The sequence below is a fragment of the Leifsonia poae genome (assembly GCF_050632195.1).
Taxonomy (GTDB): domain Bacteria; phylum Actinomycetota; class Actinomycetes; order Actinomycetales; family Microbacteriaceae; genus Leifsonia; species Leifsonia poae_C.
In genome coordinates this window covers 484,648-498,896 of record NZ_CP192580.1, presented here as the reverse complement: position 1 = coordinate 498,896, position 14,249 = coordinate 484,648, and the positions used below count along the sequence as shown (strand labels likewise).

General features: G+C 66.7%; 13 protein-coding genes. 1 reads left to right on the top strand and 12 read right to left on the bottom strand.

The window, feature by feature from the left end; genetic code table 11:
- Window positions 1-18: 18 nt before the first annotated feature.
- Window positions 19-879, top strand: a complete 861-nt coding sequence (locus ACQ86A_RS02630; protein ID WP_431279073.1) for an aldo/keto reductase — start codon at window positions 19-21, stop codon at window positions 877-879.
- 12 nt (window positions 880-891) lie between these two features.
- On the opposite strand, the gene ACQ86A_RS02625 is transcribed toward ACQ86A_RS02630, so the two are convergent.
- From ACQ86A_RS02625 to ACQ86A_RS02570, 12 genes are all read right to left on the bottom strand, one after another.
- Window positions 892-2,502 carry a beta-N-acetylhexosaminidase gene (locus ACQ86A_RS02625; protein ID WP_431279072.1) on the bottom strand — a complete coding sequence of 537 codons (1,611 nt, stop codon included), beginning with the start codon at window positions 2,500-2,502 and terminating at the stop codon, window positions 892-894.
- A 29-nt stretch (window positions 2,503-2,531) separates the two neighbouring features.
- Window positions 2,532-3,515 (bottom strand): MurR/RpiR family transcriptional regulator, encoded by a 984-nt coding sequence (locus ACQ86A_RS02620; RefSeq protein WP_431279071.1) that lies wholly within the window; start codon window positions 3,513-3,515, stop codon window positions 2,532-2,534.
- Entirely contained in the window at window positions 3,505-4,497 is a 993-nt protein-coding gene (gene murQ / locus ACQ86A_RS02615; protein WP_431279070.1) for an N-acetylmuramic acid 6-phosphate etherase, read from the bottom strand. The genes ACQ86A_RS02620 and murQ overlap by 11 nt, the downstream gene beginning before the upstream one ends.
- On the bottom strand, window positions 4,490-5,398 hold the full coding sequence (locus ACQ86A_RS02610) for an N-acetylglucosamine kinase (RefSeq protein WP_431279069.1): 909 nt from the start codon (window positions 5,396-5,398) through the stop codon (window positions 4,490-4,492). The genes murQ and ACQ86A_RS02610 overlap by 8 nt, the downstream gene beginning before the upstream one ends.
- Window positions 5,395-6,600 (bottom strand): anhydro-N-acetylmuramic acid kinase, encoded by a 1,206-nt coding sequence (locus ACQ86A_RS02605; RefSeq protein ID WP_431279068.1) that lies wholly within the window; start codon window positions 6,598-6,600, stop codon window positions 5,395-5,397. The genes ACQ86A_RS02610 and ACQ86A_RS02605 overlap by 4 nt, the downstream gene beginning before the upstream one ends.
- Complete coding sequence (locus ACQ86A_RS02600) at window positions 6,597-8,117, bottom strand: glycoside hydrolase family 3 protein (protein WP_431279067.1); 1,521 nt, start codon at window positions 8,115-8,117, stop codon at window positions 6,597-6,599. Before ACQ86A_RS02600 ends, ACQ86A_RS02605 begins: the two co-directional genes overlap by 4 nt.
- Window positions 8,114-8,941, bottom strand: coding sequence for a carbohydrate ABC transporter permease (locus ACQ86A_RS02595; RefSeq protein WP_431279066.1), 828 nt, complete (start codon window positions 8,939-8,941; stop codon window positions 8,114-8,116). The genes ACQ86A_RS02600 and ACQ86A_RS02595 overlap by 4 nt, the downstream gene beginning before the upstream one ends.
- Window positions 8,938-9,906, bottom strand: coding sequence for a carbohydrate ABC transporter permease (locus ACQ86A_RS02590; RefSeq protein ID WP_431279065.1), 969 nt, complete (start codon window positions 9,904-9,906; stop codon window positions 8,938-8,940). Before ACQ86A_RS02590 ends, ACQ86A_RS02595 begins: the two co-directional genes overlap by 4 nt.
- Before the next feature lie 6 nt (window positions 9,907-9,912).
- Complete coding sequence (locus ACQ86A_RS02585) at window positions 9,913-11,202, bottom strand: sugar ABC transporter substrate-binding protein (protein ID WP_431279064.1); 1,290 nt, start codon at window positions 11,200-11,202, stop codon at window positions 9,913-9,915.
- A 142-nt stretch (window positions 11,203-11,344) separates the two neighbouring features.
- Window positions 11,345-12,214, bottom strand: coding sequence for a LysR family transcriptional regulator (locus ACQ86A_RS02580; RefSeq protein WP_431279063.1), 870 nt, complete (start codon window positions 12,212-12,214; stop codon window positions 11,345-11,347).
- Window positions 12,215-12,301: 87 nt separating this feature from the next.
- The gene (locus tag ACQ86A_RS02575; protein WP_431279062.1) at window positions 12,302-12,646 is read right to left on the bottom strand and encodes a hypothetical protein; all 345 of its coding nucleotides are present in this window, start codon (window positions 12,644-12,646) and stop codon (window positions 12,302-12,304) included.
- A 1,043-nt stretch (window positions 12,647-13,689) separates the two neighbouring features.
- Entirely contained in the window at window positions 13,690-14,127 is a 438-nt protein-coding gene (locus tag ACQ86A_RS02570; RefSeq protein WP_431279061.1) for a hypothetical protein, read from the bottom strand.
- Window positions 14,128-14,249: the final 122 nt, after the last annotated feature.

Here is a 14,249-nt window from a genome sequence, read left to right as displayed (position 1 = left end):
GAAAGGATCTTTCGACCCATGAAGACCCGTAACATCGCCGACCTCGAAGTGAGCGCGATCGGCCTGGGCGGCATGCCCATGTCGATCGAGGGCCGCCCCGACGAGGCACGCTCCATCGCCACCATCCACGCCGCTCTCGAGGTCGGCGTCACCTTCTTCGACACCGCCGACGCGTACCACCTGCACGCCGACGAAGTCGGACACAACGAGACCCTGATCGCCGATGCTGTGCGCAGCTGGGGCGGCGACACGTCCCAGGTGCTCATCGCCACGAAGGGCGGCCACCTCCGTCCCGGCGACGGCAGCTGGTACGTCGACGGCCGGCCCGAGTACGTCAAGGAAGCCGCGAAGGCGTCCCTCGCCCGGCTCGGCGGGGATGCGATCGGTCTCTACCAGTTCCACCGCCCCGACCCCGCAGTGCCGTACGAGGAGTCGGTCGGCGCGATCCGCGACCTCCTCGACGACGGCGTGATCCGCCTCGCGGGGATCTCGAATGCGGACCCCGATCAGATCGAGCAGGCCCAGAGCATCCTGGGCGGCCGTCTCGTGTCGGTGCAGAACCAGTTCTCGCCGGCGTTCCGTTCGAGCGAGCCCGAACTGGAGCTCGCCGACCGGATGGGCATCGCCTTCCTCCCGTGGAGCCCGCTCGGCGGCATCAAGTCGGCCGGCGCGCTCGGCGACCGGTTCGCCCCCTTCCAGCAAGTGGCGGATGCACGCGGCGTCAGCCCGCAGGTCGTGGCGCTCGCCTGGCACCTCGCCAAGAGCCCGCACGTGATCCCGATCCCCGGCGCATCCCGCCCCGAGTCCATCCGCGACTCGGTGACGGCCGTCGACCTCGAGCTCACCCCGGAGGAGTTCGCCGCGCTCGACGCCGCGTAGGGCCGGCGGGCGCTAGCCGTCGATGTTGCTGACGAGCGCGGCGACCTCGGCGGCGCGCTGCTCCCGCGTGTCCACGCGGCCCGGGATGCCCGGCCGCGTCTGCCAGGGCAAGGGTCCGGATGCGCGCCGATACTCCACCCCGACCGTGTCGAGCCGCGTGAGGTGCGTCTCGAGCCGTCGCGAGAATCCGTCGAAGTCGCGCGGAGCCGACGACCACAGAGCCTCGGCCAGGGCGCTCAACCTCGGGAACGCGAAGTAGTCGAGCGTCCGGGGCGAGTCCATGTACTCGGTCCACAGGTTCGCCTGACCGCCGAGCACGTGCGCTCGCTCGGCCTCGCTCAGCTCGGCGGGTACGGGGTTGAAGCGGTACACATCCTCGACCGTGATGACGACGACCAGCGGGATGGGCTCATCCGGTCGCTCCGATTGCCGGTAGTTGAGGTACATCGTGTGGTCGGGGCAGAGCACGACGTCGTGTCCCGCTCGCGCAGCGGCGAGCGCGCCCGTCTCCCCGCGCCAGGATGCGACGACCACACCCGGTGCGAGCCCTCCCTCGAGGATCTCGTCCCAGCCGAACAGCCGCCGCCCCCGCGCCATGAGGTGGTCGTCGAGTTGACGGATGAACCAGCTCTGCAGCTGCTCCTCGTCGTCGACACCGAGCTCACGCATGCGCTCCTGGGTTCGCGCATCCGTTCGCCACTGGTCTTTCAGACATTCGTCGCCGCCGACCCCGATGTACGGCGACGGGAAGATGTCGAGTACCTCGTCGAGCACGTTCCGGAAGAACTCGACAGTGGCGTCTTCGAGGTTGAGCACGTGCCGGATGATTCCCCACCGCGTGCCGACCTCCAGCGCCTCACCTGTGACGCCGAGCTCCGGATACGCCGCGATCGCCGCCTGCACATGCCCGGGTGATTCGATCTCCGGCACGACCGTGATCCCACGCGCCTCCGCGTACGCCACGATCTCGCGCAGATCGGCCTGCGTGTAGTACCCGCCGTGCGGACGGCCGTCGCCGGGCGCATCCTTGCCGTAGCCGACCTGCGACTCGCGCCGCCACGCGCCGACCTCGGTGAGCCGGGGGTAGCGGGTGATCTGGATGCGCCATCCCTGGTCGTCCGTCAGGTGCAGCTGCAGCACGTTCAGGCGGTGCATCGCCATCAGATCGATGAAACGCAGCACGTCGTGCTTGGGCAGAAAGTGCCGGGCGACGTCGAGCATCACACCCCGCCATCCGAACCGGGGCTCGTCCTCGACCTCGCACACCGGCGCCGCCCAGCGCACACCGTGGACAGGCGAGCGGCGGTACACCTCGGCGGGCAGCAGCTGCAGAAACGCCTGGGTGCCGTAGTGGACCCCGGATGCGCTGCCACCGACGATCCGCACGCTCCCGTCGGTCACACTCAGCCGATACGCCTCCGCGCCCAGGGACGCGTCGATGGCGAGCCGGATGCTGCCTGCTGTCTCGCCCGGCGCATCCTGTGCCGCGGCACTTCGCACGAAGCCGGTCGAGGCGGTGAGCACCGACCACAGCCACGCGGCGGGGCGCTCAGCTCCGGAATCGACCTCGAACCGGGTCGCCGCGGTGAACACGAACTCGCCGTCGCCTTCGACGACGCGCACGGGTGCAGGCAGCAAGCGTGACGCGGCCGTCACCCGACGCTCGCGTCCGGTGCGCCGGCGCCCCCGGTCGCGCTCTTGGTGTCGGGCTGGGTAGAGGCGCCGGACGAACCGCGATGCCGCTCCGGATGGCGCTCCCCGTGCCGCTCGGGCGCAAGCCGCTGGCTCTTCACCGCCTCGTACGTCAGCCGCAGCGACTCGGTCATCTGGTCGTACAGCTGCTGCGCGATCCGGACGAACAGGAAGTCGACGAGCGCAAGTTGTGCGATGCGGCTCGCCATCGCTCCTGACCGGTAGAGACTCTCGCGGGCCTGTGTCGTCAGCACGAAGTCGCACTCGTCGGCGATCCGGGAGTCCGGGAAATTCGTGATCGCCACCGTGGTCGCCCCCGCGGCGTGCGCGACGGCCAGCGCGTGATTGGTCTCGGCGGTCAATCCCGAGTGTGAGACGCCGATGGCGACGTTGCCCGGTTTCTGCAGCGCCGCCGAGGAGAGCGCGAGGTGCGAATCCGCCGTGCAGAACGCGGTGATTCCGATGCGGGAGAGCTTCTGTTGCAGATCCTGAGCGGTGAGGCTGCTCGATCCGGCGCCGTAGACGTCGACGCGTGGTGCGGACACGATGGCGGCGGCAACCTTGTCGAGCGTCTCGACGTCGAGCTCTTTCGCGGTCTGCTCGATCGCGAGCACCTCCTGGTACGCGATCTTCGCCACCACTTCCTGCACCGTGTCGGCAGGGTCGATCTCGCTCTCGGTGAGCTCGAAACGTTCCCGCGTGACCTGCTCGCGACTTGTCGCAGCGGCAACCGCCAGTCGGAAGTCCCGATAGCCCGAGTAGCCGAGGCCCTGACAGAACCGGGCCACCGTCGCCTGGGACGAGTCGCAGAGGGCCGCGAGCTCGGTGATCGTGAGGTCGACCATGCGCGCCGGATCGTCCATGATCACTCGTGCGACGCGGGCCTCGGCGGCACTCAGACGTGGCAGCGCCTGGCGCACCGCGGAGAGCACGTCAGCGGACATGGGCCGCCTCAGCCGTATCCCCCGACGCCGACGCTTCGGCGATCGGTCCAGAGACAGCTGCCGTGAGGGCGTCGCGCAGACGCCCGCCGTGCTCGGTGAGGAGCCGCACGGCGCTGTCCGCGTCGAGGGTGGTCTCACTCATCAGGATCGCCGCCTTAATCCAGCCGCCGGTCGCATCCAGCGTCTGCGCAGCGGTTTCCGCATCGACGCCCGTCGCCAGCATAACCGTCCGCTCAGACCTCGCCCGCAACTTGTCGTTGGTGGCCCGCATATCGACCATGAGGTTGCCGTGCACCTTGCCGAGCCGCACCATCGTGATGGTGCTGATCATGTTCACGACCAGTTTCTGGGCGCTACCTGCCTTCAGCCGGGTCGAGCCGGTCAGGATCTCCGGACCCACCACGACCTCGATCCCGACGTCGGCCGCTGCGCCGAGCGCGGATGCCGCATTGCAAGCGAGACCGACGGTGAACGCTCCGACCTCCCGGGCATAGGCGATCGCGCCCAAAACATACGGCGTGCGTCCGGATGCGGAGATCCCGACGACAGCATCGTCCGGCCCGAGATCGAGCGCGCGCAGGTCGGCGACTCCGGCCGTCTCGTCGTCTTCCGCATTCTCGATCGCGGTGCGGATGGCCTCGCTGCCACCGGCGATCACCCCGACGACCAGCTCGGGCGGCGCTCCGAATGTCGGCGGGATCTCGCTGGCGTCGAGGATGCCCATGCGACCGGCGGTGCCGGCGCCCACGTAGATCAGGCGGCCGCCGCGACGCATCCCTTCGACGACCCCGTCAACCGCTGCGACGATGTGCTGCGTCTCGCGGGCGACTGCGAGCGGGACCTCCGCGTTGTGCGCGTTCATGCCTTCGACGAGCTGCTCGACCGTCATGAGGTCGAGGTCGCCATACTTGTCGCTCACGGCCTCGGTCGAGAGCGTGCCGAGGGTGGCACGGAGTTCTGCGAGGGGATGCGGCTCAGCCACGGAGGATCCTTTCTTCGTAGGGCAGTGAACGGTTCATGGCTATCAGCCCGGCGCCCGAGAGCGCGTCGCCGTTCGGTGCCCGTTCGCGCAGCCCGTGCGCTTCGAGTGCCGCGGTGATTCGTGCGGCGAAATAGGGATGCGTGGCGAGCCCGCCCGCGACGCAGACCGTCTCGAGGCCCGCAGCCGCACAGCTGTCGGCCAGATGTCCTGCCGCCCGTTCGACGATCTCCAGCGCTACGGCGTCGCCCTCGGCCGCGCGGTCGATGACCGTCGGCGCGAACGACCCGAGCTGGCGGGCGGGGGTTCCGGTCTGGGATGCCCAGTGCGGCAGGGATGCGATCGTTCCGGTGAGCGCCGTGGCGTCATCGAGGAGCACGGTTTGCGGCCCTCGCTTGTCGTTGGCGCGAACTGCGGCCACCAGGCCGTGCCGGCCAATCCACTGGCCGCTGCCCTCATCGCCGAGCCAGGGGCCCCATCCGTCGACCTGACGCACTCGGCCCTGCTCGTCGACAGCGAACACGACGGCGCCGGTTCCGGCGATGAGCACCGTGCCCGCTTCGCCCGCGAAGGCGCCCGCGTGGGCTGCGAGCGCGTCGTTGATGATGGCGATCGGTCCGGCGAAGCGTTCGCGCAGCATCCCGATCAGACTCCGAGCCGACTCAGGTGCGGCCTCGCTACCGGCCGCCCCGATGCCGACGGCGAGCGCCTCGGGCACAGGGATGCGCATCCGGTCGACCGCGTCGACGATCGCCCGGAAGGAGAGCACCGCTCCGTCGGCGTCTGCCAGACCCGGGGCGCCGATCCCGTGCGCTTCGCCTACCACCGCGTCGTTCGTCGTGAGTCGCGCGCGGCAGCTGGTCTTGCCGAGGTCGATGGCGAGGACGGATATCGTGTCGCTCATTCGTGGCCTCCCGCGATCGTGAGCCCCGCGGCACCGCGCAGTCTCGGCCCGAGGATCGTCTCCGGCGTCAGCGTCAGTTGTCCGAGCACGCGTGCGCGACCTTCCGGGGTGGCCGGAAGTGCAGCTGGGATGCCGTGCCAGCTCAGGAACCCGACGAAGGCGAACAGCAGTGACTCCTTGTCGTCGGCCGAGATCCCCCACTCGTCGCTCGTGCTCACCTCGATACCGTGCAGTGCGAGTACCGCTGTGAGCGCACGCATCAGAGCGGGGTTGTGCACGCCACCGCCCGAGACGATCACGCGCGAGGGCGGCTCTGCGGTCGCGGAGCGCACCGCATTGGCGACAGTTCGAGCTGTGAGCGCGGTGAGGGTCGCGACGAGGTCGGCCAGCGCGGGCTCGGCACCCGCGGCAGCGACCGCCCGGTCGACGACGCCGAGGTCGAACGTCTCACGACCAGTGCTCTTCGGCGGGGCAGCAAGGAAGTAGGGATGCGCGAGCAGCTCAGCGAGTACCCTTTCGTCCACCCGCCCCGCGCTGGCGAGCACGCCATCCGTGTCTCGTGTCTGTCGCCCCTCGGTCGCGCGCGCAACCACACCGTCGACGAGCGCGTTCGCCGGACCGCTGTCGAAAGCGATCAGCCCCCCATCGGGTGAGACGACCTGCACATTGGCAATGCCGCCGAGGTTGACGGTGGCGATCGGCCGGCCGCTCGCCGCCGTTTCGCCGGTGAGCCACGCGCGGTCGAACAGACCCATGAGCGGGGCACCTTCGCCACCTGCTGCAATGTCGGCCGAGCGCACGTTCGAGAGCACCGGGCAGCCGAGCGCCTCCGCGATCCACGCAGGCTCCCCGATCTGCAGGGTGCCCTGAGCGCGCCCGTCCTCGACCCAGTGGAAGAGCGTCTGCCCGTGTGAAACGACCAGGTCGACCTCGCCGCACTCGTCGGCCGCGGCACGGGCTGCCGCCGCGAACTCGCGTCCGCTGAGCGTGTCCAGTTCGCAGAACTCGGCCGGCGTCAGACTGCTTCCGTCGACCGCGGCGAGAAGGCGCTGACGCAACTCCGGCGACCAGTCAACGGTTCGGGCGAGCAGGGTCCGGATGCGCACGACCGGCGTCGAGGAGTCGTCGAGCGCCCGCAGATCCGCGACCGCGACATCGATGCCGTCGGCGGAGGTGCCCGACTGGAGCGACAGGATCCTCATCGGCCCGCACCCCCGGTCACGATCTCCGCGACGACCTGCGCCGTCACCCGGCTCACCCCGTACGCGTCGATCGTCGGCGCCGGCAGCGGCTTCTGAGCCGGGAGTCCCGCGTTGACGACGATGCTCCCCGGGCGCGCGGCCGCGAGCAGCTTCACGGCGCGACGCTGCGCCGATCCCGGCTGCACCGCATCCACCAACGCTACGATCGTGCGGTCGGCGGGGATTCCGGCGAGCACATCGGCCAACGCGGCAACAACATCCTGCTTCCGAAGCGGCCCGACCGCTACCCGCTCGCACGCGGCAGCCGCCGACAGCGCTTCGGTGAAGGGATCTGCCCGAGACGCCACAGCGATCGTCGCCCGGTCGCGCAGATCGAGCACCGTCAGGTCGCGCCCGGCAGGGCTCACGGGCTCGCTCACGCTGATCGCCTCGCGAACCACCGCACCTGCGTCCAAGTCATTCACAACGGGCATCGGGATGCGCTCCCCCGCGATCACCCACTCCGAGAGTCCCGACACCGATCGCGACGCCCGCTCGACGTCGGCGATGCTCAACGTGCCGTCGTCGAGGGCCGCGAGAATCGCATCCCGAACCTCGAGGTAGTCGGCGAGGTCGTCAGTCGCTCCGCGTTTGGGACCCAGGTCGGAGGGATTGCCGATGCAGAGCAGGTCGGCCCCGGCTTTCAGAGCCAGCACCGCGCCGTTGCCCGCGCCGTACTCGGCACGGATGGCGGCCATATCGAGCGCATCCGTCACGATGGCCCCGGAGAAGCCTCGCTCACGCAGCTCACCCAGCGCTGTGGGGTTGAGCGTCGCGGGAAGCTCGCCGAAGACGGGAACGACGACGTGCGACGTCATGATCGCCGCGACGCCGGCCTCGATGGCGGCCTGGAACGGCGGCAGGTGGTCGGCTTCGAGCGTCGCACGATCGAGGTCGACCCGCGGGAGGCCGTGATGCGAGTCGACGACGGTGTCGCCGTGACCCGGATAGTGCTTGGCGCACGCGGCGACACCGGCCGACTGGATGCCCTCGGTCATGGCCGCGACGTGCCGACCGACCAGGTCGGGTGTGCTTCCGAACGAACGCACCCCGATGACGGGATTCCGCGCGTTGGTGTTGACGTCGGCGACCGGCGCGAGCACGACATTGGCTCCCGCAACCCGCACGCGACGACCGAGTTCCGCTCCGACCGCCTGCGTCGTCGCGACATCGTCGACGCGACCGAGCTGGGCGGCACCCGGCAGGGTCGAACCGTGCGCCGACTCGAGGCGGGAGACGTTACCGCCCTCTTCGTCGACGCCGAGCAGTACGCCGGGTCGCGCATCCCTCAACCGGCTGGAGAGCGCTGCGATCTGGTCGGGCGAGCCCGCATCGATGTTGTGCCCGAAGTAGACGGCGCCCGCGAGACCATCGTCGAGGGCGCGCAGCAGCCAGTCGGGGGCCCGGTGGCCGAGGAATCCGGGCCAGAGCACGCTGGCTACAAGGGCGCGCACCGCGGGATCGGTGCTGTGGCTCATCCCTTGACCGCTCCTGCGACCAGGCCGCTGGAGAGCTTGCGCTGCACCAGCACGAAGAAGATCATGACCGGGATCGTGATGATGGTCGACGCCGCCATGACGTAGCCCCACTCGTTGGAGTGCTCGCCGAAGAACTGCTTAAGTCCGATGGCGACCGTGTAATTGTCGGTCGCTCCGCCGAGCAGGGTCATCGCGAAGATGAACTCGTTCCAGGCGGTGATGAAGGCGAACACGCTCGTCGCGACAAGGCCGGGCATGACCAGCGGGAACAGCACCGATCGGAACATCCGCCACCAGCTGGCGCCGTCGAGATACGCGGCCTCCTCCAGCTCGACCGGAACGGCCGCGACGAAGCCGCGCAGCATCCAGATGCCGAACGGCAACGAGAGGGCGACGTAGACGATCACCAGGCCGAGAAGCTGGTTGAGCAGCCCGAGGTCGCGCACCTGCACGAACAACGGGATGACGAGCGCCTCGAGCGGAACCATCTGCACGGTGAGCACCATGAACAGGATGGCCGTGCGGAACTTGAACTTGAACCGTGCGACGGCGACCGACGCCAGCAGGGCGACGATTCCCGACAGCACCACAACGGAGATCGCGACGATGGCCGAGTTGCGGAGGAAGACGTCGAAGCCACCCTGCGTCAGCACGTAGGAGAAGTTGTCGAACGTGAACTCCTGCGGGATGAGCGACTGACCACCGCTCGACGCCTTCTTGTCGAAGGCGCTCGAGATCATCCAGTAGACGGGGAAGAGCGTGAAGATGAGGAGCAGCGTGACGAGGATCGCCTTGACCACATTGCCGCGGATGGTTCGCGTCACAGCTTGTCCTCCTTCAGCATGGTGCGCACGTAGACGACGGTGATGGCGAGCAGCACGAGGGTGAGCAGAACCGCGATCGCAGACCCGAAGCCGTACCGGTTCTGACCGAACGATTCGACATACGACCACACGCCGAGGTTCAGCACCGAGCGGTTGGAACCCGCGCCTCCCGGCATCAGGTAGACCTGCGCGAACACCTTGAAGTCCCAGATCGTCGACAGGATGATCACCACGGCGAACACCTGCTTGAGCGACGGCACGATGATGCTGAAGAACCGACGGATGCCGCCCGCCCCATCCATCTCGGCCGCCTCGAGCATCTCCTTGGGAACGCCGAGCAGGCCCGCGAGGATGGTGATCGCGATGAACGGGAAACCGTGGTGAACGATGTTCAGCAGGACGATCCCGTAGAAGGTAACCGGATTGGTGAACCAGTTGAACGACTCGTGCATGAGCCCGAGGTTCTTCAGGACCTGGTTGACGATGCCGTTGTCGGCGTCGAAGATCCAGACCCACACGTACGTGCCGGTCACGGCGGGCATGGCCCACGCGATCATGATCGCGCTGCCCACGATGGTGCGGCAGAAGGAGCCGAGCGAGGCCATCAGTAGGGCGACGAGCGTGCCGAGGATGACCGTGCACGACACCGACAGGATGGCGAACACGACCGTGTTGGGCAGCGCGACCGTCCACAGAGTGGAGTTGCCGAAGATCTCGGCGTAGTTGGCGAGGCCGATGAAGTTCGTCTTGCCGCTGACGATCTCGCGCAGACCGTAGTCCTGCAGCGAGAACAGGACCACCCGGATGAGCGGCCACAGCAGCAGCCCCGCCAGCACGAGGAGTGCGGGAACGAGGAGGAGCCAAGGCCGCGCCACCGTGAGCTTGCGCTTGCGGCGCTGCGGCCCGGCGCCGGCCGCGCGCGGGTCGCGCACGGCCGGCGGCTGGGTTTGAACGTCAACGGACACAGGGTGCTACTTCGTGTTCAGGATGGTGTTCATCTCTTTGGCAGCGTCGCTGGTGGCCTGTTCGACCGACTTCTGCCCCGAGAGGATGGACTGCATCATCGCGTTGGTGGTCTGCTTCGCCTGAACCGCGCCGAACTGCGGAGTGACGGGCACGGATGCGCCGCCCTCGACCATCTGCGTGGCGAACGGCTTGACCAGCGGGTCGTCCGAACTCTGCGCCGGCTTCAGCAGCGAGTTCAGGCCGGGGAAGTATCCGGTCTGGCTGCCCCATTCGCTGGCGAACTTGCCGGTGGTCATCATCTTCACGAACTGCCAGGCCAGATCCTTGTTCTTGGCCGTGTTGAAGATGCTGAGGTGCGATCCGCCGAGCACCGATGGGCTGATACCGCTGTCCTGGCCCGGGATCGGCGTCGCAGCGATCTTGCCCTTCAGGTCGGGCGCCTTCTGGACGATGGTGGCCGGGGTCCAGGACCCCTGGATCGCCATCGCAACCTTGCCCTGGTTGAAGTTGTCCAGCACGTCGGTCTCCTTCCAGGTGGTCGCACCTGAAGTGGAGAACCCGTACTTTGTGGCGAGGTCGGTGTAGAACTGTATGCCCTCGCGCGACTTGGCGCTGTCCATCCCGGAGACCCACTTCTTGCCCTCGAGCTTCGCGACGTCGCCGCCCGCGCCCCAGACCCACGGATACACGCCGAACTCGGCGTTGCCCGGAACGGCGAACGGGATCATGTCGGGCTTCGCGGCCTTGATCTTCTCGCCGGCCGCGACGATGTCGTCCCAGCTCGTCGGCGCCTTCAGGCCGAGCTCGTCGAACACGTCGGAGCGGTAGACCAGTGAGCGCACACCCGCGTACCAGGGCATGCCGTAGAGGTCGCCGTCGTAGGTTCCCGACTCCTTGAGACCCTTGACCAGGTCGTCTTCGAGGCCGGCCTTCTTCACGTCGTCGGTGATGGGAGCGAGCGCTCCGGCATCGGCGAACTCGGCGGTCCAGGTGGTCCCGGTCTCGGCGACGTCGGGCGTGGTGTTGCCGGCGATCGAGGTGACGAAGCGGTCGTGCGCATCCGCCCACTGCACGAACTCGACCTTGAGCGTCGCGCCGGTCTCCTTCTTGAAGGCGTCACCGACCTCCTTGAAGAATCCAGATGAGTCGGGGTTGGTGCCCTGCATGATCCACACGGTGAGCTTCTGGCCCTTCGCGTCGACCGTGCCTCCGTCTCCGCTCGTGCCGCTGGAGCAGGCGGTGAGCCCGAGCGCAGCGATCGCGAGTGCGGCGATGGAGAGATAGCGCTTCTTCATGGTGCTGTCTCCTCTTCGAAACTGTTTGGGGGCTGACGCCCGGAACATGATTGGAAATAGTCTCCGATATTGGTCGAGACTCTGCAAGTTATTTCCACGCTCGGCGTGTAAAGAGTTTGTTACAACCGCCTGTGGACTCTGTTCAGGCCGTTTGCAACTGGCGCAGGAACGCCCCGGCGGCCGGACTCGGCTCGTCCGCAACGGCCACCGCTACGGTCCACGACGGAACTTCGCCGAGCAGACCGACCGCCTTCAGCTTGTCGGGCCGCTTCTTGGCGAAGCTCGCCGGAACAACCGCGACCCCGAGGTTGTACCCGACGAGGTCGAGCAGCGGATGCACGTCGTTGACCTCCATCGCCGCCCGGTAGTCGAACCCGGCCGCGGCGAACGCTCGACGGGCGAGCGCCTGGGCGCCCCACCCCTCCTGGAAGCCGATGAGCGGCTCCCCGCGCAGCTCCTCGAGCGGAATGCTCTCGTTCGCGGCGAATCGGTGCTCCGGATGGCACAGCACGAGCATCTCCTGCGTGTTCAGCCGGCGTAGCTGCACCCGGGGCGGAGTGTGACCGGTGTCGACGACAAGCGCGACATCCACCCGTCCGCCGGCGACCGCATCCACCAGCTCGACGGAGCCCGAGTAGCGCAGTCGCACCTCGACGCCCGGGTTCGCCGTCCGGAACGACGCGAGCTCGGCCGGAAGGTCGACCGACCCGAGGCACGGCTCAGCCCCGATCGTGAGGCGCCCGCGAACAAGACCGCGCACAGCGGCGACCGCATTGCGCGCAGCAGCGGCACTGGCCAGCGTGCGCACGGAGTCCCCCAGGAGCGCCTGCCCCGCCGTCGTCAGTTCGACGCGACGCGTGCTGCGAATGAAGAGGGATGTGCCGAGCTCCTGCTCGAGGGACCGAATCGACGCCGACAGCCCCGACTGCGAGATCTGCAGCAACTCCGCCGCCCGCGTGAAGTGCCGCTCCTCCGCGACCGTGACGAAGTGCTCGAGCTGCCTAAGTTCCATTCAGCGATTCTACGTGTGAATCAGCGCCCACTCAGCACCGAGCTAGCCCTAGAGCGGGGTCGTCTCAAAAGGAACTATGCAGCGTCGCTATTCACTCGTCAGTCGGTAAAGCCGGTCGGCGAGTTCGTCCATGCTTGCTCGAGCATCGTTCGCGGAGAGGCTCAACGGATCGCGAGGCTCAAGGCTGATGTCGATCAAGCCGCCCATGCCAAGGACAATCGAATGCAGTTCTTTCGTGCATGCCAACGTCTCGGAAGCATCCCCAACTTGCAGTAGCCTCAGCCGCTCCCGCATCCAATGAGCGTTCTCCTGTCGTCCGCACTGCTCCAACAGTTCGATCACCCGTCTGACGACATCGATCAACTGCGTCAACGTCTCAACGGCGACGCCACTAGTACGACGTTCGACACGTTTCCGGTTCTTGAAAATCACCTGAGGCCCCCAAGATCCCGGGTTTCGGAAGAAACAAAGACTACCCTGCCTTCGCGGTATCGGGACCTGCCTCCACCGTCGCCAAAGTCCCACTGCCAATCGACTTCATCGTCGCATTCGATTACAAGCAGCCCGTGTTTAACGAATGTGGTCGACGCTCGAGGCAAAGTCAGGTGAGCCTCGCTGAGTCCGATTTCCAAGGCGCGTTCCGTTTCACTGGTACTTCGCAATACAAACAGCGAGTCATATGGACGCCCGAACCACCCATCGGGCAATATGACGCCGGCCTGAGTATGCTTCGCGAAAAACGCTGAGATTGTGTCCGTTGGACTGCGATCCATTCTTTTGAAACCAGCCGCGACTCTGGCAAGCCTCCTAGACACTCAGCGCCTCCGGGAATATCCTGCGGAGCTGTCGAGCCGCGACGGCGTACGAACGACCCCGTCCAACGCCCGAAATTGCATCGGCACCATTTCCGACTCCCAACATTCAGAAACCTTCTAGCCGGCACCGAATATCAGTGAACCGCCAAAAAGATTCGTAAGCGCCGAGCCGGACCATGGTTCGGCGCCTCGGATGAGAATGATCACGTTCTCGGATCAAAAGCCGCAGCCAGAACAGCATGGATATCCGCCTGCGGGATCGACTCGCTTCGCGACCAGTGAACAAACCGTGACGCCGTGAGAATCGCTGGGCGCCTCCCATACCCGATACCCGATTCACGCAGCAGATCGCCGATCTTGCGTCGGCGGTTCGATATAAATGCGAGCCATACGATCACCTGAGCGGCTAGAAGGGGGAAAACAAAACTGTTCGCAATAACGAGTGTTCGTTGCGCTTCTCCGGGGAGAACCGTTCGAAGAATCCCAACAGGCCAGGAAAGAACTATCGTGGCCGCTACTACTACGAGCGGTATGTGCGCTCGAGCCAGCCAACGAGCACCGCCGAGCCCCACTATCGGCTCCCAAGATCTAACGAATCGCTTCACAATAGGTCTCCCTAATGCACAACTCGCCTCCGCTCGCGACCGCATCGTCTAGCTTTCAACCCTCGTCCTCTCCATGAAGCTCGGCGAGCGAAGCCCGATAAGCGTTCACGCGTTGCATCGCGGTGTCCCACTCCGGCTTTGTGAGATTCGGGTGTCCCGCTTCACGCATGACTACCCCTGTCGGTGAGTGGAGATACACAACATCGTTATGGCCCTGCGCCGACGTAGTGTAGCCAGCGCGCACCTCTGCCTTCTCCTTTGCGGTGGCGATCCGGTCAAAGATCCATCCGCCTCCAAAACCGAGTCCAAAGAGCGCCAGGAAAGATACGGTGACGGGATCCCACCGCTGAGTCTGCGCGACGATCGACAACGCACAAACGACTGCTCCGGCTGCTCCGACCGCCGCGACCGCGAAGCACAACAGCGCTAACGTTGACCACTGTTTGACGGTCTTCCCAGGTAGCAATTCGAGCTTTACCCATTGGACTCTCATGCGTCTATCCCCACCCTTGAGCGACACCGAGTGCATCACCAGATATACCAAGCGCCCGCGTTGCCTGGGCAATCGCGTCTTGCGCCCAATCTTGAATTCGACGCTTCAACGCTCGTCCAATA

Excerpts from the sequence above, each read along its gene's own strand:
- ACQ86A_RS02630 (WP_431279073.1), top strand. The coding sequence starts at position 19 with ATGAAGACCCGTAACATCGCCGACCTCGAAGTGAGCGCGATCGGCCTG.
- ACQ86A_RS02620 (WP_431279071.1), bottom strand. The coding sequence starts at position 3,515 with ATGTCCGCTGACGTGCTCTCCGCGGTGCGCCAGGCGCTGCCACGTCTG.
- ACQ86A_RS02610 (WP_431279069.1), bottom strand. The coding sequence starts at position 5,398 with ATGAGCGACACGATATCCGTCCTCGCCATCGACCTCGGCAAGACCAGC.
- ACQ86A_RS02605 (WP_431279068.1), bottom strand. The coding sequence starts at position 6,600 with ATGAGGATCCTGTCGCTCCAGTCGGGCACCTCCGCCGACGGCATCGAT.
- ACQ86A_RS02600 (WP_431279067.1), bottom strand. The coding sequence starts at position 8,117 with ATGAGCCACAGCACCGATCCCGCGGTGCGCGCCCTTGTAGCCAGCGTG.
- ACQ86A_RS02585 (WP_431279064.1), bottom strand. The coding sequence starts at position 11,202 with ATGAAGAAGCGCTATCTCTCCATCGCCGCACTCGCGATCGCTGCGCTC.
- ACQ86A_RS02580 (WP_431279063.1), bottom strand. The coding sequence starts at position 12,214 with ATGGAACTTAGGCAGCTCGAGCACTTCGTCACGGTCGCGGAGGAGCGG.
- ACQ86A_RS02570 (WP_431279061.1), bottom strand. The coding sequence starts at position 14,127 with ATGAGAGTCCAATGGGTAAAGCTCGAATTGCTACCTGGGAAGACCGTC.